Source organism: Leptospira sarikeiensis (assembly GCF_004769615.1).
GTDB lineage: Bacteria > Spirochaetota > Leptospiria > Leptospirales > Leptospiraceae > Leptospira_B > Leptospira_B sarikeiensis.
Genome location: NZ_RQGF01000028.1, coordinates 533,017 through 557,333 on the forward strand (window position 1 = coordinate 533,017; position 24,317 = coordinate 557,333).

General features: G+C 40.0%; 26 protein-coding genes. 13 read left to right on the forward strand and 13 right to left on the reverse strand.

Annotation, left to right across the window (positions count from 1 at the left end; genetic code table 11):
* Positions 1-84 precede the first annotated feature (84 nt).
* Genes murA through EHQ64_RS13740 form a run of 4 tightly spaced genes read left to right on the forward strand, consistent with a single transcriptional unit; the run spans position 85 to position 3,939 of the window.
* Complete coding sequence (murA, locus tag EHQ64_RS13725) at positions 85-1,383, forward strand: UDP-N-acetylglucosamine 1-carboxyvinyltransferase (protein WP_135650115.1); 1,299 nt, start codon at positions 85-87, stop codon at positions 1,381-1,383.
* Positions 1,380-2,045 carry a 4Fe-4S dicluster domain-containing protein gene (locus EHQ64_RS13730; RefSeq protein WP_135650117.1) on the forward strand — a complete coding sequence of 222 codons (666 nt, stop codon included), beginning with the start codon at positions 1,380-1,382 and terminating at the stop codon, positions 2,043-2,045. The genes murA and EHQ64_RS13730 overlap by 4 nt, the downstream gene beginning before the upstream one ends.
* Positions 2,042-3,223: a SpoIID/LytB domain-containing protein gene (locus EHQ64_RS13735; protein ID WP_135650119.1), complete on the forward strand. Its 1,182-nt coding sequence runs from the start codon at positions 2,042-2,044 to the stop codon at positions 3,221-3,223. Before EHQ64_RS13730 ends, EHQ64_RS13735 begins: the two co-directional genes overlap by 4 nt.
* Positions 3,220-3,939: a hypothetical protein gene (locus EHQ64_RS13740; RefSeq protein ID WP_135650121.1), complete on the forward strand. Its 720-nt coding sequence runs from the start codon at positions 3,220-3,222 to the stop codon at positions 3,937-3,939. The genes EHQ64_RS13735 and EHQ64_RS13740 overlap by 4 nt, the downstream gene beginning before the upstream one ends.
* Here EHQ64_RS13740 and EHQ64_RS13745 read toward each other — a convergent pair.
* From EHQ64_RS13745 to EHQ64_RS13800, 12 genes are all read right to left on the reverse strand, one after another.
* On the reverse strand, positions 3,936-5,741 hold the full coding sequence (locus EHQ64_RS13745; protein ID WP_135650123.1) for a hypothetical protein: 1,806 nt from the start codon (positions 5,739-5,741) through the stop codon (positions 3,936-3,938). The two genes, EHQ64_RS13740 and EHQ64_RS13745, sit on opposite strands and share 4 nt — an antisense overlap.
* Positions 5,738-6,832 carry a penicillin-binding transpeptidase domain-containing protein gene (locus tag EHQ64_RS13750; RefSeq protein ID WP_135650124.1) on the reverse strand — a complete coding sequence of 365 codons (1,095 nt, stop codon included), beginning with the start codon at positions 6,830-6,832 and terminating at the stop codon, positions 5,738-5,740. The genes EHQ64_RS13745 and EHQ64_RS13750 overlap by 4 nt, the downstream gene beginning before the upstream one ends.
* Before the next feature lie 5 nt (positions 6,833-6,837).
* Positions 6,838-7,503: a DUF2135 domain-containing protein gene (locus EHQ64_RS13755; RefSeq protein ID WP_135650126.1), complete on the reverse strand. Its 666-nt coding sequence runs from the start codon at positions 7,501-7,503 to the stop codon at positions 6,838-6,840.
* A 50-nt stretch (positions 7,504-7,553) separates the two neighbouring features.
* The gene (locus tag EHQ64_RS13760; RefSeq protein WP_135650128.1) at positions 7,554-8,228 is read right to left on the reverse strand and encodes a YfaP family protein; all 675 of its coding nucleotides are present in this window, start codon (positions 8,226-8,228) and stop codon (positions 7,554-7,556) included.
* Positions 8,206-12,822, reverse strand: a complete 4,617-nt coding sequence (locus EHQ64_RS13765) for an alpha-2-macroglobulin family protein (RefSeq protein ID WP_135650130.1) — start codon at positions 12,820-12,822, stop codon at positions 8,206-8,208. Before EHQ64_RS13765 ends, EHQ64_RS13760 begins: the two co-directional genes overlap by 23 nt.
* 10 nt (positions 12,823-12,832) lie before the next feature.
* Positions 12,833-13,774, reverse strand: a complete 942-nt coding sequence (locus tag EHQ64_RS13770; RefSeq protein ID WP_135650132.1) for a DUF1175 family protein — start codon at positions 13,772-13,774, stop codon at positions 12,833-12,835.
* A 73-nt stretch (positions 13,775-13,847) separates the two neighbouring features.
* Complete coding sequence (locus EHQ64_RS13775) at positions 13,848-14,258, reverse strand: DUF3293 domain-containing protein (RefSeq protein ID WP_135650134.1); 411 nt, start codon at positions 14,256-14,258, stop codon at positions 13,848-13,850.
* A 3-nt stretch (positions 14,259-14,261) separates the two neighbouring features.
* The gene (locus EHQ64_RS13780) at positions 14,262-14,759 is read right to left on the reverse strand and encodes a hypothetical protein (RefSeq protein WP_135650136.1); all 498 of its coding nucleotides are present in this window, start codon (positions 14,757-14,759) and stop codon (positions 14,262-14,264) included.
* On the reverse strand, positions 14,759-15,067 hold the full coding sequence (locus tag EHQ64_RS13785; protein ID WP_135650138.1) for an LIC13255 family lipoprotein: 309 nt from the start codon (positions 15,065-15,067) through the stop codon (positions 14,759-14,761). Before EHQ64_RS13785 ends, EHQ64_RS13780 begins: the two co-directional genes overlap by 1 nt.
* Positions 15,057-15,629: an LEA/WHy family protein gene (locus EHQ64_RS13790; protein WP_246048768.1), complete on the reverse strand. Its 573-nt coding sequence runs from the start codon at positions 15,627-15,629 to the stop codon at positions 15,057-15,059. The genes EHQ64_RS13785 and EHQ64_RS13790 overlap by 11 nt, the downstream gene beginning before the upstream one ends.
* A complete protein-coding gene (locus EHQ64_RS13795; RefSeq protein WP_135650142.1) occupies positions 15,629-16,657 on the reverse strand; it encodes a zinc-binding dehydrogenase in 1,029 nt (342 codons plus the stop codon). The genes EHQ64_RS13790 and EHQ64_RS13795 overlap by 1 nt, the downstream gene beginning before the upstream one ends.
* 15 nt (positions 16,658-16,672) lie before the next feature.
* Positions 16,673-16,993, reverse strand: a complete 321-nt coding sequence (locus EHQ64_RS13800; protein ID WP_135650143.1) for a (2Fe-2S) ferredoxin domain-containing protein — start codon at positions 16,991-16,993, stop codon at positions 16,673-16,675.
* A gap of 180 nt (positions 16,994-17,173) precedes the next feature.
* On the opposite strand from EHQ64_RS13800, the gene EHQ64_RS13805 reads away from it, so the two are divergent.
* Positions 17,174-17,647 (forward strand): LIC13259/LIC11441 family protein, encoded by a 474-nt coding sequence (locus EHQ64_RS13805; protein ID WP_135650145.1) that lies wholly within the window; start codon positions 17,174-17,176, stop codon positions 17,645-17,647.
* Positions 17,631-18,632 (forward strand): hypothetical protein, encoded by a 1,002-nt coding sequence (locus tag EHQ64_RS13810; RefSeq protein ID WP_135650595.1) that lies wholly within the window; start codon positions 17,631-17,633, stop codon positions 18,630-18,632. Before EHQ64_RS13805 ends, EHQ64_RS13810 begins: the two co-directional genes overlap by 17 nt.
* Before the next feature lie 13 nt (positions 18,633-18,645).
* Here EHQ64_RS13810 and purF read toward each other — a convergent pair whose 3' ends face one another.
* On the reverse strand, positions 18,646-20,112 hold the full coding sequence (gene purF / locus EHQ64_RS13815; RefSeq protein ID WP_135650146.1) for an amidophosphoribosyltransferase: 1,467 nt from the start codon (positions 20,110-20,112) through the stop codon (positions 18,646-18,648).
* A gap of 40 nt (positions 20,113-20,152) precedes the next feature.
* Here purF and EHQ64_RS13820 point away from each other — a divergent pair, with 40 nt between their 5' ends.
* The 7 genes from EHQ64_RS13820 to EHQ64_RS13845 all read left to right on the forward strand — a co-directional run bounded on the left by EHQ64_RS13820 (position 20,153) and on the right by EHQ64_RS13845 (position 24,148).
* A complete protein-coding gene (locus tag EHQ64_RS13820; protein ID WP_135650147.1) occupies positions 20,153-21,322 on the forward strand; it encodes a ribonuclease D in 1,170 nt (389 codons plus the stop codon).
* The gene (locus tag EHQ64_RS13825) at positions 21,315-21,956 is read left to right on the forward strand and encodes an NUDIX hydrolase (protein ID WP_135650149.1); all 642 of its coding nucleotides are present in this window, start codon (positions 21,315-21,317) and stop codon (positions 21,954-21,956) included. Before EHQ64_RS13820 ends, EHQ64_RS13825 begins: the two co-directional genes overlap by 8 nt.
* A 231-nt stretch (positions 21,957-22,187) precedes the next feature.
* Positions 22,188-22,364, forward strand: a complete 177-nt coding sequence (locus tag EHQ64_RS20250; RefSeq protein WP_167882405.1) for an LIMLP_16695 family PerRB-regulated protein — start codon at positions 22,188-22,190, stop codon at positions 22,362-22,364.
* Positions 22,361-22,753, forward strand: coding sequence for a hypothetical protein (locus tag EHQ64_RS13830; protein WP_135650151.1), 393 nt, complete (start codon positions 22,361-22,363; stop codon positions 22,751-22,753). The genes EHQ64_RS20250 and EHQ64_RS13830 overlap by 4 nt, the downstream gene beginning before the upstream one ends.
* Positions 22,754-22,804: 51 nt before the next feature.
* The gene (locus EHQ64_RS13835; RefSeq protein ID WP_135650153.1) at positions 22,805-23,392 is read left to right on the forward strand and encodes an RNA polymerase sigma factor; all 588 of its coding nucleotides are present in this window, start codon (positions 22,805-22,807) and stop codon (positions 23,390-23,392) included.
* Positions 23,373-23,741 carry a hypothetical protein gene (locus tag EHQ64_RS13840; RefSeq protein WP_135650155.1) on the forward strand — a complete coding sequence of 123 codons (369 nt, stop codon included), beginning with the start codon at positions 23,373-23,375 and terminating at the stop codon, positions 23,739-23,741. Before EHQ64_RS13835 ends, EHQ64_RS13840 begins: the two co-directional genes overlap by 20 nt.
* Entirely contained in the window at positions 23,738-24,148 is a 411-nt protein-coding gene (locus tag EHQ64_RS13845; protein ID WP_135650157.1) for a hypothetical protein, read from the forward strand. Before EHQ64_RS13840 ends, EHQ64_RS13845 begins: the two co-directional genes overlap by 4 nt.
* The last annotated feature ends 169 nt before the right edge of the window (positions 24,149-24,317 follow it).

Genomic DNA, 24,317 nt, shown 5'->3' on the forward strand with positions numbered 1-24,317 from the left:
TCCAACGAAACCATTCGGGATAGATCCGGAAATGCTTGCCGTAGGACATGCAGAGATGAGGATACCAATAAAACCGGTCGGAACATGAGCTCTCCATATTTCAAAATTGTAGGTAAAAATCCTCTTCACGGAACTGTGATGCCCCAGGGAAACAAAAACGAAGCGTTACCGATTTTAGGCGCCGTTTGTCTGATCCCGGGAGAAGTTATTATAGAAAATATCCCTCTTATATCCGACGTACTCATGCTCATGGACGTTTTACGTCACCTGGGAATGGAAGTAGAAGATAAGGGAGAAGGTACTTTCGTTTTCCGAAATAATGGAAATCTAAAATCAGATCTTCCTTGGGAATTATGCTCCAAGATTAGGGGTGCAGTTACACTTGCTGGGCCTATTCTCGCAAAGACAGGAAGAGTGTTCCTACCAAGACCTGGTGGGGATAAGATCGGACGAAGAAGAATGGATACCCATCTTCTCGCGCTCGAAGCACTCGGTGCCCAGATCGAAGTTTTTCCGGACGGTTATGAGATCAAAGGAGATAGGCTTCGAGGTGTGGACCTTTTGATGGACGAGGCTTCCGTAACCGCGACAGAAAATGCTGTCATGGCGGCTGTTCTTTCCGAAGGTACTACGACCCTGCGTCATGCGGCGAGCGAACCTCATGTGCAAAGGCTTTGTAAATTTTTAGTTTCTGCAGGAGCAAAAATTTCAGGGATCGGTTCTAATATACTTACGATCGAAGGTGTAAGTTCTTTAAAAGCTCCTGAAAAATCTCATAGGATCGGATCTGATTATTTAGAGATCGGAAGTTTTATCAGTTTAGCCGCAGTCACAGGTGGAGAAATTTTTATCGGGGATGTGGAACTGGAAGACATTCGAATGATCCGAATGGTTTATTCTCGCCTCGGTATCGAAGTTCGTCCTCAAGACGGAGGTATCTTAGTTCCTTCTGATCAAAAATTAGAGATCATTCCGGATTATCATGGAGCCACTCCTAAGATAGATGATTCTCCGTGGCCTGGATTTCCTGCGGACATGACTTCAGTTGCATTAGTCACCGCAACCCAATGTAAGGGAACTGTTCTCATTCACGAAAAAATGTTCGAGTCTAGATTATTTTTCGTAGATAATATTATTTCTATGGGAGCTCAGATCATATTATGCGATCCACATAGAGCGATCGTGATCGGACCAAATCGTTTGTACGGGCAAAAAGTTGCGAGTCCGGATATACGTGCTGGTATGGCGATGATTATCGCTGCTCTTTGTGCAGAAGGAACCAGCTCGATCCATAATATAGTACAGATCGATCGTGGATTTCAAAACATAGACACTCGACTTAGATCTTTAGGTGCTCATATCGAGAGGATCGGAGAAGAATGAACCGAAAAGACTTCTTCCGGAAAGGCTTAGCAAAAGCTTTTTCCGTTGTGGAAGAAGGCGTAAACGAAGTTGCAGACACTTGGAAGTCCGTTGTAGAAGAAGATAAAAAAGAAACAGCTAAAACTTCTGTAAAAGAATCGGCTCCTAAAAAATCAGAACTCAAAGTTCCTAAGCCTAAAACTACCAAAAGTAAATTTAAAGGTTTTAGAAATTTACAATTTCCTCCAGGTGCGGATGCAACCGGAAAACGTTTCTTTTCCAAATGCACTGCATGCGCAGATTGTATCTACGCTTGTCCTTATTCAGTTCTGTTCCCAGTTCCGGACGATAAAACTGGGAAACATTTTCCTCATATGGATGTGAACCTGAATGCATGTATGTTATGTAAGGACTATCCTTGTATCTCTGCTTGCGAGACAGGTGCCCTGATCCCATACAAAGAAGATCAACTACCGAAATTCGGAAAAGCCAAAGGGTTCTTCCAACATTGTATCAATTCAAGGACCGGAGAAAAAACCTGCGAGACATGTGCAATCACCTGTCCTATTCCGAATGTAGTTCAATTTAAAGGAAATAAACCTAGTTTCTCTAAAGACTGCGTAGGTTGCGGTTTATGTGTGTCTTCTTGTCCTACCTTCCCTAAAGCAATCCAAGTACAATGAAATTCGTAAAATTCGGATTTCTTCTTCTTACTATTCTAATTAGCAATTCTATCTTTTCGGAATCTTATCCGAATAAGATCAAGATCGGTATCTTATCCAAATATTCTCCTCGAGATCTCCGAATCCAATCCACAGGATCTAGGATCTTATACGGAAACAAAAATAGTTTAGAAAAAAATAAAACTCTGATCCTAAGAAGCGAAAAAGATAAGATCCACATCTTGAACGGATCTGAAAATTTTTTGAATGACCATATTCTTTTCTCAGGAGGAGAATACGAGATACAGATCCCAAAAGAAGATACGATCAGAAAATATTCCGGTGATTTAGAGATCAGCTCTAAGAACGGGATATTAAAGATCATACTAACTGTCCCGTTAGAAGAGTATGTTCGGATCGGGACCGTTTCCGAATTCGGGGATTTATTTTATCCCAAAAAAGAAAAGATCTCTAATCAAAATTGGAAATCGGAATATTGGACCGTATCTTCTGCAATGATCCGCTCTTATGCGTTATCAAATTTAGGAAGGCACTCAAAAGAAGGTCATGATCTTTGCGATCTGACTCATTGTTTACAATTTTCAGGCAAACTTTCAAAAGAAAATTCAATTCAAACTTCTTCCAAAAGGATCCTTTTAACTGATAAAGGTGGAAAATCTTTAGAGACATTTTTTCATTCCACTTGCGGAGGAAACCTTTCTTCTCCCTCCGTTCTTTGGAAAAATTTTAGAAACGCGAACAATTATAGATCCGGTCGCGATATCTGGAAATCCGGAGAAATCCTATGCAAAAATTCTCCCTATTCTTCCTGGGAAACTTTTCTATCAAAGGAAGATTTAGAAAATATCTTTGAGACAAAACAGTTCAACGAATTAGAAGCGAAGTATTCCGAAAATCGGGTTTCTTCTATAAATTATCAGGATCATTCTGGAAAAAAGAATATCCAAGTTTCGGAATTCCTATCTAAGATTGGAAAAAAATTCGGATGGAATCGAACAAGAAGTAACGATTTCAAAATTGAAAAAAGCACAAACGGCTTTTATTTAAAAGGAAAAGGGTTCGGCCATGGGACAGGGCTTTGCCAATACGGAGCAAGAGAGATGTCTTTCCAAGGAGCTAAAGCAAATGAGATCCTTCTCTTTTATTTCCCTGGAGCGGAGTTAAAAGAACTACCTTGAAACCTTTTAACATTTCATCGGTTATATATATAATTTTTATAATATTCTTTTCGGAAGACCTATTTTCTCAGACTACCAGAAGAAAAATAGACGGTTACGAATTTTTCTTTCTACAGGAATTTCCGAGTAATGATCATGCAGATCGTGTTTTAGTTTCTTTTTCCGAAAAATTTCTAAAAGAATTAAAGACCGAATCGGATAGATTGGAGAGAAGAGTCCCTCAAGATGCAAAAATTTTTGTAAGCTCGGACTCGAACGTATTTCGGAAACATTCTGGACAACCGACTTACTCTGCTGCCTTTTATTCTCCGGAAAAGAACCAATTCTTTTTTCAGAATCCGGAAAGTTTATCTAAAAGGGGAATTTTAGATTCGGTGATCCAACACGAGATCTGTCATTTCCTTGCTCCCGGATCCAGATCAGAAACTTCCTCATGGATGCAGGAATCTTATTGCGAATCTTTATATCCTACCAATCCGAAACCTTCTTCTTTGGACTTAAAGTTTCCTTATAGTTGGGAAAAATTTGATGAAGAATGTATCCGAGATATCAAATCCAGGAACGAAACAAAAAGAAGGATCTTATATCAAAAAATCTATATTTGGGGTTCCTGGTTATTAAAAACCAAAGGAGAAGCAAGGTTTAGATTTTTTTTAGAAAACCAAATTCCTGAGATCCAAACCATATATTCTCAATTTATAAAGTCCAGATATTAGAATATCTTTAATTTACCCCAGTCTTCTCCTTCTTTTCCCGAACCGAAAGATATCACCAGCCTTTCAAAAGTCCTAAATCGATTTAAGAAAGGTTGCACATCTCTTTCTATCGTTTTGGAAGTATACTCTGAAGATCCTTCCGCTCCATATAGATAAAAACTTTTTAGATCATCCAAGATCCCAGGAACTCGAACCACAATATGATGAGGATAATAAGCCAATTCTTTCGCGGGCCCGGAAGAAAAAATATCCGCTTGTGTCGGTTTATTCCCGTTTCCAGTCGATGCAGTTTCTTCCGCACTCTTTCTATCGGAAGCCAAATATTTCCAGTTCCCGACTTTCAAAGACGTAGGAGTGTAAAATCCTCCTTTTTTAAGAGGGTAAGAATCTAAGCTAACGTTTTGATAAGGTACCTTTATTGGATTTCCTACTTTAAAAATCGCTTTTAGAAGTTTATCATCCGGCACGGAAGCTGGAACTGAGATCCCGAATCTCGGATAAACCATTCCGGATTTATATTCTAATCCGTTAAAACTAAGAGCAAAACCTTTGTCGGATCCGAAGTATTGTTCATGAATTCCTGAATTTTTTCCGAAAGCACTTAAACCTTCTCCGAAACTTTTCCATTCTCCGTTTAAAGACTCCAATGATCTCCAAGCTTCGGAAGGTTTTAATTCTTCCGAATAAAAAACAAGATTCGCTTCGCGAGGAATCACTTTAGATAGGCCTGGACCGGAACTCACTACCTGATTTTTTTCTCCTCCGATCTTATATACTTTTCCTTCTAAATTTTTTCCAATATCCCAACCTAAAAGTAATCCTGCTCCTGAATTTCCAAAACTTGGTTTTAATAGAGGAGCGATCAATGATTCAGTACCGGCATAAAGAAGAAGTTTATTCTCTTTTTTAGAGGAATCCTTTTTGATCGTTTCGAATCCAGGCTGATTTCCTAAAGAATCGTTATTTGCAGAGGAAGCCAGATCGAGAGAATTTTCTAACAGATCTTCAGAATCCGTTAGAATAATATAATCTCCTAATACGATTGCGAATATTTTCCCAGAACCGAATTCGTATTTAAACGCTTCTAAGTTCCCGAATTTTTCCGAGCCCGCGGTAAATTGGTCCGCAAAATCATCTGCAGAGTGAGTTTTTTCCGAACCTGTCGGAGTATAATACTCTCCTTCCCCTTCTGAAGGTGGAGGAGTTTGGGGTTTTTCTTCCTTAGGAGTTTCTTTTACTATGACCTTCTCCCCCTTAAAGGCAGTGATCAAGCTCACTCCTAATTTAGAACTAGTGCTTGCTCTTCCTACTAACAGAAATTGAGATTTAGGATATAGAGCTGCCACAACAGGCCCGTCAAATAATGCTGCCAACCTGGAAGGTTTGGTCATCACACCTGCCTTCGCTTCTAATAAATATAATACGGAACTTACTTTTCTTAATTCCGGAAGAGTGAGGATCTTTTGAAAAGTCCCATCTTCCGAAAATTCTTTTCCTATATTCGTTTTTTCCACATCTTCTATAAATTCTTCAGGTCGATAGATCTCCAAAACCAGATCCGCTTTTTTAGGGATCAAAAGGATCGGATCTTTAATCGCAGAATCGATTGAATAACTTTTAAAAGATAGATAAAATCCAATCGCTAAAAATACAGCCCCGATCCCTGCGGGAACTCCTACCTTAGGATCTTTTAATATATTTTCCTTAAACCAGACTCTTAGATTTCCCAAGAACTCTTTTGAAAATAAAAATTTGATCTTAGGAAGGATCTTATGTTTAAAGATTTGGATGCAGTTTTTCATTCCGATTTACCTGATTTTATCGCCACGTTGCGATTGTTTGAGTCTATCCTATCCAGAAGAAGAGAGGCTAAAGATTTAGCCTGATTCCCTCCGGAGCCTTTTTCCACAAAAACGGTCATTACGTAGGATCTTTTATCCTTACGAAAAGAAAGGACCGTCCAGCCATGAGTTTCATATTTATGTAAAAATTTCGTTCCGGTGCCTGTTTTCCCACCGATTATCTCTATACTATTTTCATTATATTTTTTTAAACCTTTCAAAGTCCCGTTTTCTGGAACCTCGGATAAAACATTTGTGATCCAACGTAGATTCCTTCCATCAAAAGGATTTTCTTCTATCCTTAAAGGTTTTTCTTTTTCATTCCAAAAGGGAGAAAGCCTAGGCCCTCCATCCCAAATAGAAGCGTATAATTGAGCGATTTTGAGAGGGCTTAAATGAACTCCACCTTCTCCAATAGAAGCGGTAACTTTTTTTAATAAACTCGAAGGTTTATGATCTGATTCGGAAGGTTCCAGATAAGGATCTAATCTAGATCGAGTCGATTTACCGAGCCCCCAATCCCTATTCAATTTAGAGTAAAATAATTCGGCATTTAAAGACGCACTAGTTAGAAAATACACATTGCAAGACTGGATCAAAGCAGAACGTAAATCCATTCTACCATGCCCTTTCGCAAGAGAACATCTTAGATATTCTTTTCCGTTTTCATCCTTAGGCAAATGTAAAGAACTTAAATCCGATTTATTTGGTTCTATATTTTGCGGAGGATAAAACCGTCCCCTACATTCGATTTTTTTCTCTGGAGAATATCCGAATTGGTTTTTGTATTTCAACAAGGTTAAAGCGGAGAAGGTTTTTACAAGGGAACCGGGAGGCAGTTTCTTAGAAATAGCGATCTCAGGACGGTATACATATACTACTTTTCCTGAATCAATCTCCATCAATACAACTGATGACTTCGAATTCTGAGATTCAAATTCTTGGACGACCTGATCTAGAGAAGAAAATTTAGGAGCGGCTTCTGTTTCAAACGAGATTAAAAACAAAATCAGCAAAAAAATTCCAATTTTATAATATTTTTTCTGGACCATAGGTTTCAATCCGGATCCACCTCGAAATTTCCGAGATGATAAACTTGCTGAGCACGAGTCATCGTAAATTGATATTGTTTTCTTTTTTCCCTAGGAGTTCCTTCATATAAAATAACATACACTTTAGCTCGGGTAACTTGAGCGTTAAAAGGTGCATAATATTGCGCCTGTATCGCATAATTACCTGGAAGGGCCTTAGCCATAGTAAAAGTTTGGGGAGCAAAAGTAGAATCATCATAAACAAGATTTCCACCCGCTTTAGTAGATGTATGAGCCCAATAACATTTTTCTCCGCTCGGATCTATCACCCATAGATCCGTATAACTTGCAGTATCCCAAGTAAGAACTACTTTGATATCTCTTGGTGGAACTTTTGCAAAAAAGCTCACTTTGTCGTAAGCTTTTCCGGCTCTCACTTCTACCAAATTATCTCCTGGAGAAGCGACAGTACTAAATGAAAATTTCCCTCCATAGAGAGGAACCATCTGAGGAATTCCGTTCAATACCACGGTTACTTTTTCAGGATTGATCCCTGTGACTGTTCCCGAAACAGTCTGTATTCTCTCCGTAGTAAATCCCCCACGAGGAGACTCGATCAAAACGGATTCCGCTGCCAAAGGAACAAAGGAAAAACAATATAAGAACAAAAAAGCAACGAAACACTTTCGCATTTTATAATATGTTTTTCTATTTGTTATAGATGGCAAAGCGGAGAACATACTTAAGATTCCGGATCTATTTCGAAATTCGCTATATGATATACTTGCTGGGAACGGGTCATTACGAACTGAAATTGTTTTCTTTTTTCGTTCGGTTTTCCCTCATTTAAAACCACGTATACATTCACTCTTGTGATCGGTTTATCGTAAGAACCGTAATATTGCACTTGGATAGAATAATTTCCAGGCAAAGCCTTTGACATTGTGAAGGTTTCAGGACCGTAACCATCCACAACGTCTACATCCAAATTTCCGCCCGACTTAGTGGACCTATTTGCATAAAAACATTTTTCCCCAGTTGGATCTAGGATCCAAAGATCCACATCGGTAGGAGTGTCCCAGGTCAAAACAACTTTGATATCTTTAGAAGGGACGGCTGCAAAGAAGGATACTCGATCACTTGCATTACCTGCCTTAACTTCTATCAAATTTGTTCCAGGGGCAACGACAGTACTTAAGGAGAATCTTCCACCTTGAAGACGGATCAATTGAGGGATCCCATTGATTACGATAGTCGCCTTCTCAGCGTTTCCGGTTACAGTTCCCGAAACGGTTTGTATACGTTCACTAGTAAATCCTCCGCGGGGAGATTCAATCGTGACTGATTGCGAATAAACCGAGGCTGCGGAGAAAAACAGCAGACCCAGGAGTAAATTACTGACCAACGCTGATTTCATCGTCTGAACTTGCTCCTGATACTTCTGAATAATACATTAAGGAAGCTCTAGCGGGGATCGCCTTATACTTTCCTCCGACTTCTGCTCGGATAAAATATCTTACTTTAAATGCCTTCGTAGGACCTCCTACAAAGAACACTGCACGATCATCATAAACCTGCCTACTAAGGTATTCCATCTTTAGATCACCCGAATAATATTCTGCATCTCTTTGGAGGAAGGAAAATCCAGGCAATAAGGAATCTTCTACTTGGTAATAGGAATCCGAGTCGTTTTCTTTTTCCACAGAAACCTCTACCATGACCAAGTCTCCTGGTTGGAAAGATCTAGATTCTACAGTTGAGATATCATTCGAATCCACTTTCAATTTATAGTAAGTTCGTTTGACCTTGATCCCATTAGAATGAGCATTTAATTTTTTGCTTCGATCCGTGTAATAAAGAGAAGCGGTAGCATATAGGACTGGCCCATCCTTTTTCAAGATCTCTACCTTATTGCTTCCGGATCGGATCAGTTCGGAAGGGATCGGTATCTTATACAATTCGCCCTGCTCCGATTTAGGAGATAAGCTAACCGTTTTTAAGTTAGTCCCGTTAAACACGATCTCAACATTTGCAGTAGTTTCAGATTCTCTTATAGAAGCCAAAAATTCCGATAATGCAAGGACCGCTGCAGATGTGTCTCTTGAATTATTCCATGCGAGTTCTATTCGATTAGATAAAAGGGAAGAAGCAAGGTTCGCAAGAATGACTTTGTCTTCTCCGGATCGAACTCCAGCGCTTAATAAAGTGGAAATTGTCTCTATTCTATCTTCTTCCCATCTTGGATTTTTTCCGTAGGAGCTGAGTTTTAAGAATGGCTTTTTGCCGTATCCACTCGATTCTACAGCTTTTTTGAACCAAGTAGAAGCCTCTGCTTTTTTACCTTTATTAGATAAAATTAATGAAAGAAGAGCTTGTCCATACTGGTTTAACTTGGAAGAAGATTTCACAAGTCCGTCCACAAGAGAATCTTCAACAGCTCCACCCTCGCTTAAGGAGAATATAACATATGCCCTAGAATTAGGAGAAAGTTCTCCTTTTCCTAATACTTCATAAAGATAAGCTCGAGCTCTGTTTAAAACCGGTGCGGAAACTTTTGCTCCGTTCTTTTGGCTGATTGCCAATCCTCGATAAACGTATGCGGACATCAAAACATCACTTTCTATTCCGCCTTCGAACCAACCGAATCCTCCGTCTACACGTTGGAGTTCCGACACCCTTTTGAGACCTACCTCGATCATTTTAGGAAGTTCTTTCCGCAACCTTTCGTTGATGAACCCTGCCTTCTGAGCGGACAATAAAGGATAGAATCTACTCATCGTTTGCTCGACACATCCGTATGGATAGCCTGCGAGATACTCTAATGATTGACGCAAAGCAGGCAAAGAAGCCGGACTAAGGCGAATTTCTAATCTAGGATCTCCCAATTCTTTAGGAGCTTCCAAATTTAGAATTCCTGAATTTGCTCCTTCTTCCATTCCTAAACTATCCGAGACGGTTTTAGGCAATCCCCAGGTCTTAAGAGGAATTTCGGATTTTAGAAGATCTTGATAATTTCCGGAAGCAGCCAAGATACTGATCTTAGCAGATTTGATCTTAGGATCAGCGACCGTTTGAACATCGAAATGTAAGGACTGATTTTGGCCTGGTTCTAAGTTGATCGTAGTTTCAGAATTTCCTAATATCTTAGCACCTTCCGCTTTGAAGGAAACTTTGATCGGCAACTTGCTAGGAGTTTGATTGGAAATAGTGGCGGAAACTTTTTGGGTCTCACCTTTGATGATGAACCTAGGCATTCCTCCTAAGATCATCAAATCTTTTTTAGTAACAAAGCTTGTTTGTCCTCTTCCAACTTTCGTATCAGGAGTGATCGCTACTGCAGTAATCCTCCAGGAAGTTAAATTGTCCGGAAGATCAAAACTTACCGTAGCAGTTCCGTCCGCTCCTGTTTTTACTTTAGCATTCCAGTAACTTGTATCCTTAAAACGATCTCGAGCCTGATCCTCGTTCTTCATTGCGGAATAAACGGAGTCTCCTTTTTGCCCTAAAGCCAACTTCAATCGTTTATACTCGGAATAACCGAAGAACTTATACGCGGAAGCAAGAGTGGTTTGCACGTTATTTCTTCTTGGATGGTAGAAGAAGGTTCCGATATTCGGAGTCCTTTCTTCTTTGATCTGATAAATTGCCTCATCTACTACTGCAAGGGAAACTTCGGCAGAAACCCCGCCGCCGAGCCCCGTAGTTTTCAAACGGATCTCTGCCTTGTCTCCAGGGCGATATACTTTATGCCTTGGCTCTAAATCCACTTTCAGGAACTTCTGCTCAGGAGGAGCGACTACTCTTACCTGGCTTTTATAGACATCGTTTCCTGAAAACTGAACGGCGGATAATGTGAAATTCGGGCTCATCTCCGCAGTGATCGGAACAGCATACTTCAACGCGTTTCCTTTCATCTTCACTACTTCTTTTTTGAAGATACGGTTCCCTTCCAAAGTTAAGACCATATGCCCGTTAGAGATCGGGCTCAATACAAGTATCTCTGCAGTATCTCCTACAGAATAAATATCCTTACCCGGTTTCAAAGTGATGTCTTTAAAAGGAATTTCAATAGAGTCCGAAACGGAAGATGCCCAGAAGAATGTTTCCGATTTAGTCAAATTCCCGTTCGGATCTTTCGTTTCTGCGACGAGAACAAATTGTCCTCTTTTAGGTATTGTAAAGGAGGCAGTCCCAATACCGGAAGCGGAAGTCATAACGGATAAAGAAGAAATTTTGGAACGATTCGCTTCCCTTACGTATTGGATCTCTCTGTTATAAAGTATAAGATCCACATTCCGATTTCCTACAGTCTTCTGGCGATCCGTTTCACTTAAAGTTTTATCATAAGGGATCAGGCTAACTGTAAGTTTTGCATCTTTACCTGGCTCATAAACGGAATTATCTTTAGAGATACGGACAAAAAAAGCGCTTCGATTTACGGAGAAAGAAGCGGAACCGTCCAAAGTCATGTCTTCGGATTGAACGGAAGCAATGACCGTGTAAACCGAATCTGCATCCGTCTTATCCGGTTTAAATTTGATGGAATATTGGCCCTTAGGATCCAATTTTCCTTTTCCATCCAAGACCAATTCCTGCTTATCACTCTGCCCTGATTGTTCCAGATAATCGGAAGATGCATCGAAATTTATAGTTCCTACAGGAGAATAATCGAATTTAGGCCTGCGAAATACTCTATACGCGACTTCTTGATTTGCAACCGGTTGACCGTAATAATATCTCGCTTTTACAAGCGCGCTTACTTCTTCCTTTTGTAAATAATTGGATTTGGGAATGGAAACTGAAACTAAGAAGGTAGGCTTTTTATAAGCCTCCACAGAGAATTCGGTTTGAAAAACTTTATCACGAAAATTTAATATTAATGAATAATTCCCTAGTGTGACATTCTCTGAATCCGGAACTACGAATTCTCCCGAAAAAGTTCCATTATCTCCCGACACATTGATCGGAACACTTGGTATAGAAGTTTCTCCTTGCTCGCTCGCAACGGCCACAACCCCAGCGCCTGAGATCGTTTTATAATCGTCTTGGGAGAAATTACGAACGATCCCTTTAAAGTAAACAGTGTCGCCTGGTCTGTAGACTGGACGATCCGTATACAGATACGCACGGGGGCCACCTTCTCCATAAAAAGAACTGGAATAAAATTCAGGATCGGAAACCGAATATTCCCCGTTCTTTTGTGCAAGTATGAGTCCTTTTACAGGACTTCTTCCTTTATAAAAATAAGTTCCATCGGAAGAAGTTTTACCTGTTTGGAATGCTTGTCCAGTTTCCAAATTGAAAAGAGTAAGATCCACATCGGAGACAGGCTCACCAGTATCCTTTCTTCCTACATAAACGAAAGTTTCCGCATCAGCCTGTTTTACTAAGAAGTTCAAACCGGACTTGATCAGAATTGTATATGCCAACTGTGAGCCTGATACACCTTCCACAAGATATACTCCGTTATCTCTGACTGGAACGGGAATCCTTCTATATGCCCAATGAGAAGTTACTGTCGGAACCGAGAATGTAGCGACCAGTTCTTGATCTTTTAATATTGCAGGGATCGCTAAGGTTTTTTCTTCCTGAGGTTTTTCGTAATCTACACCTAGTGTTTGTCTTAATTCCGATCTTGTTTTGGAATTGAATTCTTTTCTGGCTACTTTACGAAAATCATTTTGGAATTTCTGAGCTGTTTTAGTAAAAAGTGCGACCGGATTTCCAAAGACTCCTTCATTATTCTCTTGGACCAGTCTTTCTCTAACTTTTTTAGTTAAAAATGTCTGGGGATCGGAAATCTTATACACTCTGAATTCGTAATTTACCGATCCGCTTCCTTCCAGATTTACATAAGCATTCTCACCCGAACCGAAACTTCTATCCGTTCCTAAATAGAACGCAGGAGCTCCGAATAAGTTCGGTTTCACATAAAAGAACCCGACCGCCGAAATGAATATTGTGAGAAGAGAGAATATTATCTTTTTATGATCCAATACGAAAGTTCTCATTCTTAAATTCCTATTCTAAAATCCGAAATCTATATACCCCGAGAAAATTTCGGTTGCTCTTCTCTGGGGAAAATAACTGGCTTCTTTCCAACTCTTTTGCATGGATCAATTTGATCCCTCGATCCGATCCGGTATGGTATAGAAGTTTGGGATTTTTATCTTCTCCTTCAACCAAGATCATAGAATGGAAATTAGTTCCAACACCACGATCCGATCTAAAAAAAAGAATGTCCCCTGCCAAACCTGACTCCAACTCTCTGGAAACAAAGAAGGTATGGAACTTTTCCAGACTTTCTGCATCCGCAAATTCTCCGAACTTACCATCACCTATCCGAAATAAGTTTTTACCAATATAGGGTATATCCGGGTATTGAAATTCACGGACATCCGGTAAATTTTTATCCAAAACGATACCGGTCTTAGTTTGCCAATCCTGAGTATGGGCCTTTAAAGACTCCTTATATGCAAAACGGATCAAACCGCTGCAATCCCTTTCCTTTGAATTCCAGGAGGAATTCTCCTTTAAGTATTGGGACAATGCAATACGAATAAACCAATCCCGAAATGCTTTACGATCCGTTTCAGTCCTAAGCTCCGCAGGATCCGGAAACCCATCCTGATCAAAATCAACTTCCCTACTATAGATCGTGATCAGAACGGTCTTACCTAAACGAGTATGGATTGTAATATTTGTAGGAACTGTACCGGCTCGGATCCGTAAAATTTCCTCTCGTCCACTTTCTTCCTTCGAAATTAATTTTAATTCTTCGGGCTTTATATCTTCCCACAAAAAAGAATCTTTAGGACCGATGATCGGATTGGTAATTTTTAAGACCGCTACGGATTTTCCATCTCCAGGCATTCTCAATTCTGCCGGATCCAAGACAGACTCGAAGTAAGAACAACAAGAGAATAAAACGAATATTAGAGGATAAAAAATCCGAAGTTTCAAAACAAGGGCCGAAGTTTTGTTTTAAGAAGTTTTAGGAAATAGAAAAGGATTTTTTGATCGAATATGAATCTAATTAATGAGCAAAACCGGAATTACAAAAAATCAATTTAGCTTCTGAATCGATCTCACCGTAAACAAACGCATTTTGATCGAATTTTCTTCCCAGGTTCAAAACAAAATCCAAACTTCCACCCAAAACTAGATAACTTTCTTCCGACCAATTTCCTTTTCTTCCTACACCTTTTTTGAATTCGAACCGGGCAATTTCTTTTTCTAAGTTCTGATTCCGGAGCCGGTTCTCTTCAGGACTTAAAAGTTTACTTTTGGGATTATATGCAGTGATAAATGCCCAGGTGCTTACTTGTTTCTGCTTGAGAAATAAATCTAATTCTGGATGTTTCTCTCCGATCTTAATGATCAATTCAGGATCAAATACGATGTATTCGGATCCCAAATATTCGGAAAGAAGAAGTTCCGGGTCCAAGGATCAATATCCTAAAGCTTTTCTGATCTTTTCCGGAATATCTTCGAACTTAGGATACTTATGTTTTTTGCCGTCAGGAAAGATCACATAGTAAGTACCATTTAGGACTTCCATATAATAATTTCCCTTCTTCTTTTGTCCTATAGAAGATTTATCCATCTCTTTTACCATTGCCTGGTATCTAGGAGGAAGAGTTTGCCAAGAGGCATACACTTGGATCTCGCCCGCATGATTGACGGTATACATTCCGTTCTCATGCATGATCTTAATCCCATTATAATCGAAAACTTCTAGAACATTTACTTTAGGTTCTTTTTTCTTGGGCTTTTCATTCGGATCGAAGTTAGGAGGTTCTTCCGATTGGATATTGTATTGTACGACTGATTTAGAATCTTGATCGGATCTTCTATTACGAGTGAGAAGAATATAAAGATAAGAAAGGCCCGATAAAGTCAGGGCCGCAAAGATCAGGAAATCAAAATGTCTTGTGATCCATCCCATCACTTCAATCTAAACTCGATTATTTTGCATGCGAACGGAACAGGATCGCCTGCTTGGGTCCAAAAACTACATTTTTCGAAAGCTACTGAAGCCACACAATTATCCACATCTTTTTTCCGCTGCCTACCCGGAACTAAAGAGGTGATCTGGCGATTCGAACCGCAAGCTTCGTCCTTAGCAGCGTATGCCACTAATATTTTTGCTCCAGCTTCTTCAAACGTATAGAAATCCGCGTCATCGGACTTGTTAGAGCAATTCAACAAAACGAAAGTTAAGATCGTAAGATAGATTAAATTCTTAAATTTCATGCTCCGGCTTCTTGGCAATTTGTATCTTTTCATCAACAGGAAGATCTACTTCTCCGAAAACGGTTTTGTATTTAACAATTCCTTTCATTCTCAAATTCGGATCTTTTCCGGCAAGCAAGCTTCTGACTACTAAAATTCCTAGTAATAGTTTATCCGGCCCCTGGCGATTTTCAAAGCTAGTTTCTATTCTTAACTGGACCACTGTTTTAGAAAAAGCTTGGATCTCAATCTCTTCTCCAGAAGTTACCCTTGCTAATTCTGTTTCATGACCGTTGGAAGAAGCCGCCACTACTCCCAAATCGAACTTATAAATTTTTACTTCTGAATCGTTCGGGTTCTCTATTTCCAAACTAGAATTTAAAACAATTTTAGGGGAAGGAGGAAAAGATTGGATCTCAATCTTTTCCGTTTTAGTTTCTAAGATCCTATATTTACAGGCCTGTAATTTTTTAACATTATCCCTTAATCCTATACAAGAATCAAAGAACAAAGAGGGTCCGAAAATGCAGACCCAAAATAAGAGGGTCCTTTTTCTTTGAGATAAGAAAAAAGAAATCCCCATCAAAGCTCCCATCCGTTGGAAATTAATACTTTTCCTCTGGTCATGTTTTGAGCGTATTCTTCGATCGCTTTATCCGCTTCTTTCAATGGATATTTTGCCGCGATCTCTGTTTGGAATTCTTTTCCAAGTAAGGATCCGATCTCGGAAGAAATTCTCCAAATTTTAAAAGGACTTTGTTGCGGCATCCAAGAAGAAAGCCAGTATCCTTCTATCTTCTTATCCTGAAAAATCCCAAGTCCGGCATGATAACTGATCGGCTCTTCGGACAATGCTCCATAAACTACACATTTACTTCCGTAAGGTAATGCAGCTAATGCTCTTCCTGTAATTTCTCCTGCAACTGCATCCAACATGATCGTTGCATTTAATTTATTGGAAAGAACTCTTAATTCACGATCAAAATTCGGAGAGTTCGAATCCAACACATGTTCCGCTCCTAAAGATTTCAGAAGATCCGCCTGTTCTTTTCTTCTAACGATATGAATTCCAGGGATCCCTTTTTTATTAGAAAGTCTTAATATCATTCTTCCCAAAGCGGAAGCAGCAGCGGTTTGAACATAAGCCTTATGTTTTTCTCGGATAACTTGATCTAAGAGGGCCCAGGCTGTAAAAGGGTTCACAAAAAGACATGCGCCTTGTTCCAAAGTTACGTCCTTATTCAAAGCAAAACAAGAATACGCATCCGTAATCATATATTCCGCATAAGGTCCGTCTCCTTTATTCGGAGCAACACAGGCAACCGGTTTACCAACAAGTGAGTTGGCTCTCCAACCTCCTCCACTTTTAACAACCAATCCGCTTCCTTCAAATCCTGGAACTGCAGGAAGTTTTTTCTTAATACCGTATAATCCTCTCATGAACATTAAGTCGGACGGATTGATGGAGCCTGAATGGACCTTGAGTAAAACTTCTCCCTTTTTTAAAGGTCTGATCTGTTTCTCTACGATCTTTGCTCTTCCAGGTTCATTGCTGTATTCTTTTAATTCGTATGCTAAATACGATTCAGGTAATTCGAATTTTTTTGCCATCTTTCTCTCTTCCTCTTAATCTTCATCCTTCAACATCAAATGTCGAATGGAGTCTTGTTTATTTTGTAATATATGATTTTGTAAAAATTCTTCCGCATCTTCTTGGGTCTTGATAGAAAACCAAAATCCTTCCGGATAAGATACTTGAACCGGACCTAACTCACAACGGTCCAAACATCCCGCTTTTTGGATACGGACCTTTCCCTTTAAACCAAGTTCTTGTACTCTTCTTTTCATATATGCGAGTAACTGAGGAGATCCTTTAGGGCCACAGGAAGGACGCTCTCCTTCAGCTCTGACATTCTCGCAGACAAAAACATGTTTATCAAAGTACATTGTAGGAGTTCCAACAGAGGCGAGGCCTCTTTCTTCCTAGTTTCATACATAGGGGAAAGCTTTGAACCCATTTTTTCCGAGATTAGTTTGAGCCTCTAACGGTTGCCAGAAGTAAGAATCCGTTTTTTTATGGTCTAAGATACGTTATACACGAGTATTTGCTCATATTTGGAGAATAGAATGAAACGATCTGCGATCCTTCTTCTCTTGCCCGCATTCATAACAATTCTTTACTGCGGAAAAAAGGAACTAAAACCTATAACCGAATCCGAAAAACCTCTTTTCGAAAAAGTTTTGTCGGAAAACGATAAGATCGTACAAGTTCTCTTAACAACGGAGAATATTTCTCCGAACGTTACGGAGTTAATTTCTTCTTTGAATTCTCTCGAGTCCGCAAAAGGTGGGTTAGAAACCTCCGCTTCCGAAATGAAAACCGTTTTGGAAGAAGCAAAATCCTCTGACATAAAAGTATCCTTTGAGGCCTACTCCAAGTTCAGTGAAATTTTAGCGGAGACAATGAAAGTCAGAAGTCTTCAATCCGGCCGAAACCGTTTCTATTGTCCGATGGTCAAAAAAACATGGGTATATTCCGGAATGAGGATCTTCAATCCATACGCTCCGGATATGCGTGATTGCGGTGATCTTATTCCCTGAAAATAAACAAAAGGCAGAAAGAACCTGTTTAGCGGGAGTTTCCGAGTTCAAACCCTGTCCCAGCAATTGTAGGGATTTTTTCAGGGTCTCGAATTGGGACGACTCTTCTGATCAGTCATGTTTCGCTTTTGAAAAACTGGAAAAGTTTTTAGAAGGTGGGAACTCCTTCTCCGTAGGCGCCACCGCATTCCAACAAGCACCCGCAGATATTTTAGAAAATTTTTCCACACAATCGGAGATAGGTTTCGATCTAGTTAGATACTTTCTTTCTATCTCTTCTCCAGATCAAGTGATGTCTACGATCCTAGAAATGGATGACTCACTACTTTATAGAATCGTAAAGGAAGATTTTAAGATTTTCCAAAAGTTAAGAAAAGAAAAGAAGGTCTTCGGAACTGAGACTAATTTTTTAGATTCTAAAGCAGCACAATTTTGGAACAGCCTTCCTCCAGAAAGGATCACTAAATTCGTTTTATACTGCCTCCGAAACAAAAAAGATAATATTTTCGCTGCAAGATTTCTTGGATTAATGCCTCCGGAAACATTACTTACCTTAAGAGAAAATCTTTCCCTAACTAAGGAGGAAGAAATAGAACTTTATAGAGGATTGGAAGAATCCTTATACGAGTTCCCGATATTATTTCCCGGAATGTATACACATCTTCTGGAACTATTCGCAGAAGATCCCGAAATTCATATCATTCTGTCCACTATGGAAGGATTGGTAGATCGGAAAAAAGGTCTACTCAAAGCAGGAAGAGAAGTTTTACGAATTATAGAAGCATCGGATAAGAAAAACTCCCATCAGGAAGTTCTAAATTACCTGAACACTTTGGACAAGGACGCGGCCTTGGAAATCCTAGGAATGTTGGAAGAAAAGAACCATATCGGGATCTCCGAAAAAAGTCTTTTGTCGGCCTATATCAAAGGAGAAGAATCCGAATATATCACATTCGGAAAAAGATCCGTTTATAGAGTTAAGTAAAAGGGTCTTAAGCTCAGACCCTTTCTTCTACTTCGTATTCTTTGAATAAACTCTTCTGATTTCCCATATCGCTTTGAAATTCCACCGGATAATCCGAAGTGAAACACGCGTTGCAAAATCCGCCGCCTCGATGATCATTCACCGCCTTATGCATAGAATCCACGGAAAGATATGCGATAGAATCCACTCTTAAATACTTACGAATTTCTTCGATCGTATGAGTAGCAGCGATCAATTCCTTATGAGTTGGAATATCGATCCCATAATAACATGGAGAAACCGTAGGAGGAGCAGAAACTCTTAAGTGGATTTCTGTTGCACCAGCGTTTCGGATCATCTTGATGATCTTACGACTAGTAGTTCCCCTCATGATGGAGTCGTCCACAATGACTACTCGTTTTCCATCTACAACGTTCTTCACAACATTGTATTTGATCTTCGCCCCGAAGTCTCGGATCTTTTGGTCCGGCTCGATGAAAGTTCTTCCTACATAGTGAGAACGGATGAGTCCTTGTTGGAATGGAATTCCGGAAGCTTCCGAATATCCAAGTGCTGCGATGTTTGCAGAATCCGGAACAGGGATCACAACATCCGCTTCAACCGGAAGTTCTTGAGCGAGCTGATTTCCGAGCGCCTTACGGACTTTGTAAACGGATTCGCCGAAAATATTGGAGTCAGGTCTTGCAAAATAAATGTATTCGAAAATACAAAGAGCAGGTCTTGCTTGAGGGAAAGGATAGAAGGAACGAGTCCCAGTCCGATCCACTACGATCATTTCTCCAGGCTCCACATCTCTTTCGTAAGTTGTGTCTGTAATGTCGAATGCGCAAGTTTCAGAAGCGAAAACGATAGAACCATCATCCCTTCTACCCATCACGAGCGGACGGAAACCATTCGGATCCCGAACTGCAATGAGTTGATTCTTGGTTAGAACAACGAGAGAATACGCACCCCTAACTTTTTTCAAAGCGGAAGAAAGTGCAGAAAGTAGATCTGTCTCTCCGGATCGAGCCATGAGATGGACGATCACTTCCGAGTCGATCGTAGTTTGGAAAATAGAACCTTCTTTTTCCAATTGGGAGCGAACTTCCCAGGAATTTACCAGGTTTCCATTATGAGCCAAAGCAATCGGCCCCAGATGAGACTCGACCCGAAGTGGCTGAGCGTTTCTTAAAAAGCTCGCTCCAGTGGTAGAATAACGATTATGCCCGATTGCAGCGGACCCGGTTAACTCCCGGATTTTGCCTTCGGTAAAAATATTGGCGACCAGTCCCATTCCGGCGTAACGGTAAAGATGTTCGCCGTCGGAGGAAACGATCCCGCTCGATTCTTGGCCCCGATGCTGCATGGAGTACAGACCGAGGTAAGTAAAATTGGCTGCTTCGGGAGAATTAAAAATCCCAAAGATCGCACATTCTTCTTTTGGTTTGTCATCTCGGACTAGGGTCCGTAGACTGGACGTATTGGGAATCGAACTCATGGTCCCCCTTCCGACGCTAGTCTCCCAGGTCGCCTTTTAGATGCAAATACAATCCGATTATATTGTCGTAGACAACGTCCGAAGCCTACAGTTGGCATTGATTACTCTCTCTCAATCCGATTGCCTCTCAATTGATACTGAATCTAGCGGTTACTACACGTATTATTCCAAAGTTTGTCTCATCCAAATATCCTCTAAGGGTAAAAATTATATTTTTGACCCGATCCGTTTGGACGACCTCTCCGGATTAGGACCTCTATTTGAGAATCCTGCGATTTTAAAAATATTTCATTCCGCTTCGGACGATATCAAAGCCCTAAAAAGAGACTTCGCTTTCAAGTTCATCAACATCGCAGACACGATGTTTAGCTCTCGTTTATTAGACTTAGAACAGAACTCTTTGTTGTATCTTGTGGAACATTACCACAAGGTCAAACTCTCGAAAAAGGAACAAAAATCCAACTGGGAAAAACGCCCTTTGGAAAAAAGTCAGCTCCAATACGCGGCCCTGGACACAGTATATCTGGAATCCATCTGGGAAAAAATGAGAGAAGAACTCGGAAAACGAAAATTGTTAGACGAAGCGGTTTCCGAATTCGCAAAAATCGCGGAAGAAGAGCCGGAACCTTTCGAAGGATTCTCCATCAATTTAGAAAAATTCCCCAATGTTTTGGATTTAGGTTCCGACGAAAGAAGAGCATTACACGATACTCTTGGTTTCAGGGATGAAAAAGCCAAAAAATTGAACAAAGCTCCTTTCAGAGTTTGGAATAATGATAAAGTATTAGAACTAGTGAAGTCTAGAGGAGAATTGAATAAACTCGTAGACATCATCGGAAAAAAGGACGCAGAGAACTTATTCCAAGTTTATAAGAATCCGAGCGGCCCACCGATCCAAAAAAACGACTTATTCAAAAGATCTATCGAGGACCTATCGGGAGAAGAGGCGGACAGATTCAAACGACTTAGACAATGGAGAGAAACAATCATGTCTATTCGTAGGATGGGTCACAACTTAATGCCGTCTAATAAGAATATCGCGGAGATTGCGAAACGAAATCCTAAATCGATAGAAGAACTAAAAGAGCTTGCGATATTCTCCCAATGGAAAGTGGAAAATTACGGGCCTTCTATTCTTGCTGCAATCCAATCTAAACCGTATGAGACAACTCTGTCCGGTTTAGTCCCGATCAAAAAGAAATTTGATTAGATTAGAACTTGAAAGACTAAAGAAAGAACTTCCTCTTCTGCCGGAAGGAGAACCGAATCTACCCGAGGACGTAGCGCATTCTTCGGTTGTAATGCCTGTGTTCCATAAAAACGGGCAAGATGGTTTTCTTCTCCAAAAAAGAAATCCGAACCTAGCATCTCATCCGGGACAAATTTCATTTCCAGGCGGAGTCAAAGATCCTGAAGACGATAATCTTCTAATCACAGCTCTTAGAGAATGGAAAGAAGAGATGGGAGCTCCTACAGAAGAATTATCCGTGATCGGAAATTATAGAGGGCAACTCACTCATACTGGATTTCATATCACTCCCTTCTTAGCGAAGTATTCAGGAGATTTTACATTTGAATTCAATCTGGAAGAAGTGGAAAGGATCATCATACTCGAGTTAGATCGGCTTTGGGAGGCTCCTTTTTTTAGCATCCAAGGCAGAAGAAAGCCTGACGGTCCTTTCTTAGAAGTGTTTTACTTTGATATAGAAGAAGGACTTTTATGGGGAGCGACCGCAAGGATCATCGTGGACTTCTTAAGAGAACATGCTGGATTCAAAAGGACTCCGATTTTAAGAACCCCTAATATGAGTTCGGCACCTTTCTTGGACTTAAAACTTCCATAATTGTTTTGCGTATTAACCAAAATCAGGTGTGCAAAATCAAAAGAGCGGATTCTTTTTTTCCACTTTCTTCCAATTTTTCTTCTAACCATTACGTCTCTAAAAAATGTAGTCCTACGAGGTTTTCAACTTCAGTTATTTTGAAATTGGACCGAAATTGAATACGACATAATTGAATCCCATCCGGGGACGTATTCGAAACACGAAAGGCATTTTACATAGGGGTTAATTCCAATGAGCAAATTTAAGGATCTATTTAATTCAGACATCCGCACTAGTTATTTAAAGGAAAGCTGGAAGGAAGAAGACTGGTATGAGTCTCTTGCCGGTAGACCGGGGATAGAGCAAAAAATCCCTTACTTCAAAAAAGAAGAAACTTCTTCTATTCGGGTGGCGGTTCTTAGCAGATGACCCCGGAAGAGAAAGAAGCTCTTTTTCGCAGTCTAGAAGAAATCAGGATCGCTCTCCAAACTCATCAGTTTGGTGGAGAATACAAAGCGATCCTATACAGTATCCCGATCGTAGGGATTATCTTCGGATGGTTATTATTATTCTTTCTCTTCTTCTGGTGGTATCGCCAAAGAATGGCGATCATTAAAGCAGGCCTTTATCAAAGGGAAAAATTCGATCTACGTCTTTATTCCTTCTTCTTAGGATTAATCCTAACTTTTGTAGGGATCTCCTTATCTGTTACCTTCATCTTAGTATTAGGAAAATCTTTAGCCATGCTTGGGGGATTAGTTCCTCTTGGAACCGGCTTAGGTCTACTTTGTTATTATAAATGGTCCCCTAAAAAGTGAGGCGGATCCATATAGATCCGATCTTACTAAAACAGGTTTAATACTCCTTTTATGAAACCGGAAGAGCCCATCCTATGTGATCCGGAGGACTGGGCCAACATTCAAAAAGTCCTAACCGGAGATTTCGAAGCTTTCGAACAACTCGTATTGAACTACGAGGCAATGGTATATTCCCAAGCCAAAAAAGCATTTCGAAACGAAGCCGAGGCTGAAGACTTTACTCAAGACGTTTTCTTAAAAGCATTCGAAGGCCTTTCTACATTTAGGGGAAGGTCTAAATTCTCCACTTGGGTATTCTCCATTGCAAGAAACGAGATCATTCGTAGATATCGAAAAGAACACCCTGAAATAGATTCCCCTATAGAAACGTTATCCAGCGAGAAGCTGGGAGATAATTTCTCCACTCAAGAATCCGAGGTAATGGAAAAAGAGACCTCGGAAAAAATCAGATCTTTGGTGGAAAAGCTGCCCGAATTATATCGAAAACCGATATCATTACACTACTTCGAGAATATGTCCTATAAAGATATTTCCGAAAATTTAAACTTGAAAATGAACACTTTGAAGAGTTATATTTTTCGAGGGAAAGAAATCTTACGCGATTGGCTGAAAAAAGACGATGAGCACGGAAAAAGATAAACTTCCCGAAGAATTACGGGAACAATTGGATTTTTTTGTTAAACCTCCCGAGGGGAAGGTCAACGAGAATGTACCCCCATTACTTAAGAAAAAAGTAATGCTTCACCTTGTCCATTTGAAACATATCCGAACTATTTTAATTACGGTTCTGATCCTGGCATTTTCTCCTCTAACTGCTATATTGTTTAGCGATTGGAATTTCCTTTTCCAAACCGGGCTTCTACATGCGATATTAGCTACCAGTGGGTTTTTGTTCCTGCTTTTTGCGGTATTGATAGGGATTTATCTTGTGCAAAACAGAAGCCCTTATACTAAGGAATGGAAAAACAAGTTAGGATTCGACGAATGAGATTTTTTAGCATCGGGATCGCCTTATCTTTATTACTTTCCTTTGGAAACGGATTAAGTGCCCAAGAAAAATCGTCCGGGACCAAATTAACCGCGAAAGAGTTCTTAGAAATGAAATTGGACTCCGTATTTCCTCTCATCCAAAATATGAGTAAGCAGGAAGCGGATGTTTTAATCACTCAGATCCGGGAAGAAGCCAGAAAGTCCTGGGCCCAGTCAGATAATTATTTTTTCTTAGTCGAACATCTAACCACGATCAAAGCTATCGAAGAAGAACAGACCAGACTAAAAGGTCTATTCTGGGTATATGTTCTCGGTCTCGCATTGTTTTCTGGATTTACACTTTATGTCCTCTTCCGCCAAAGAAAGCTGATTAGAGAACTAAACGAAATTATAAAAGATCGCTAAAAATAGCCTCCCAGTCTGCTATAGCCAGAAGAACGACTTCTTTTTGTTTACTAGTTGTCATAAGAATCCGGCCAGGATAATCTTTTTCCGGCGATTGTAATGTTTGTGTAAACCTTTTGTAACGATTTTCTGACAATTTAGAGGGATGGAACCTATCCAAATCCAAGGA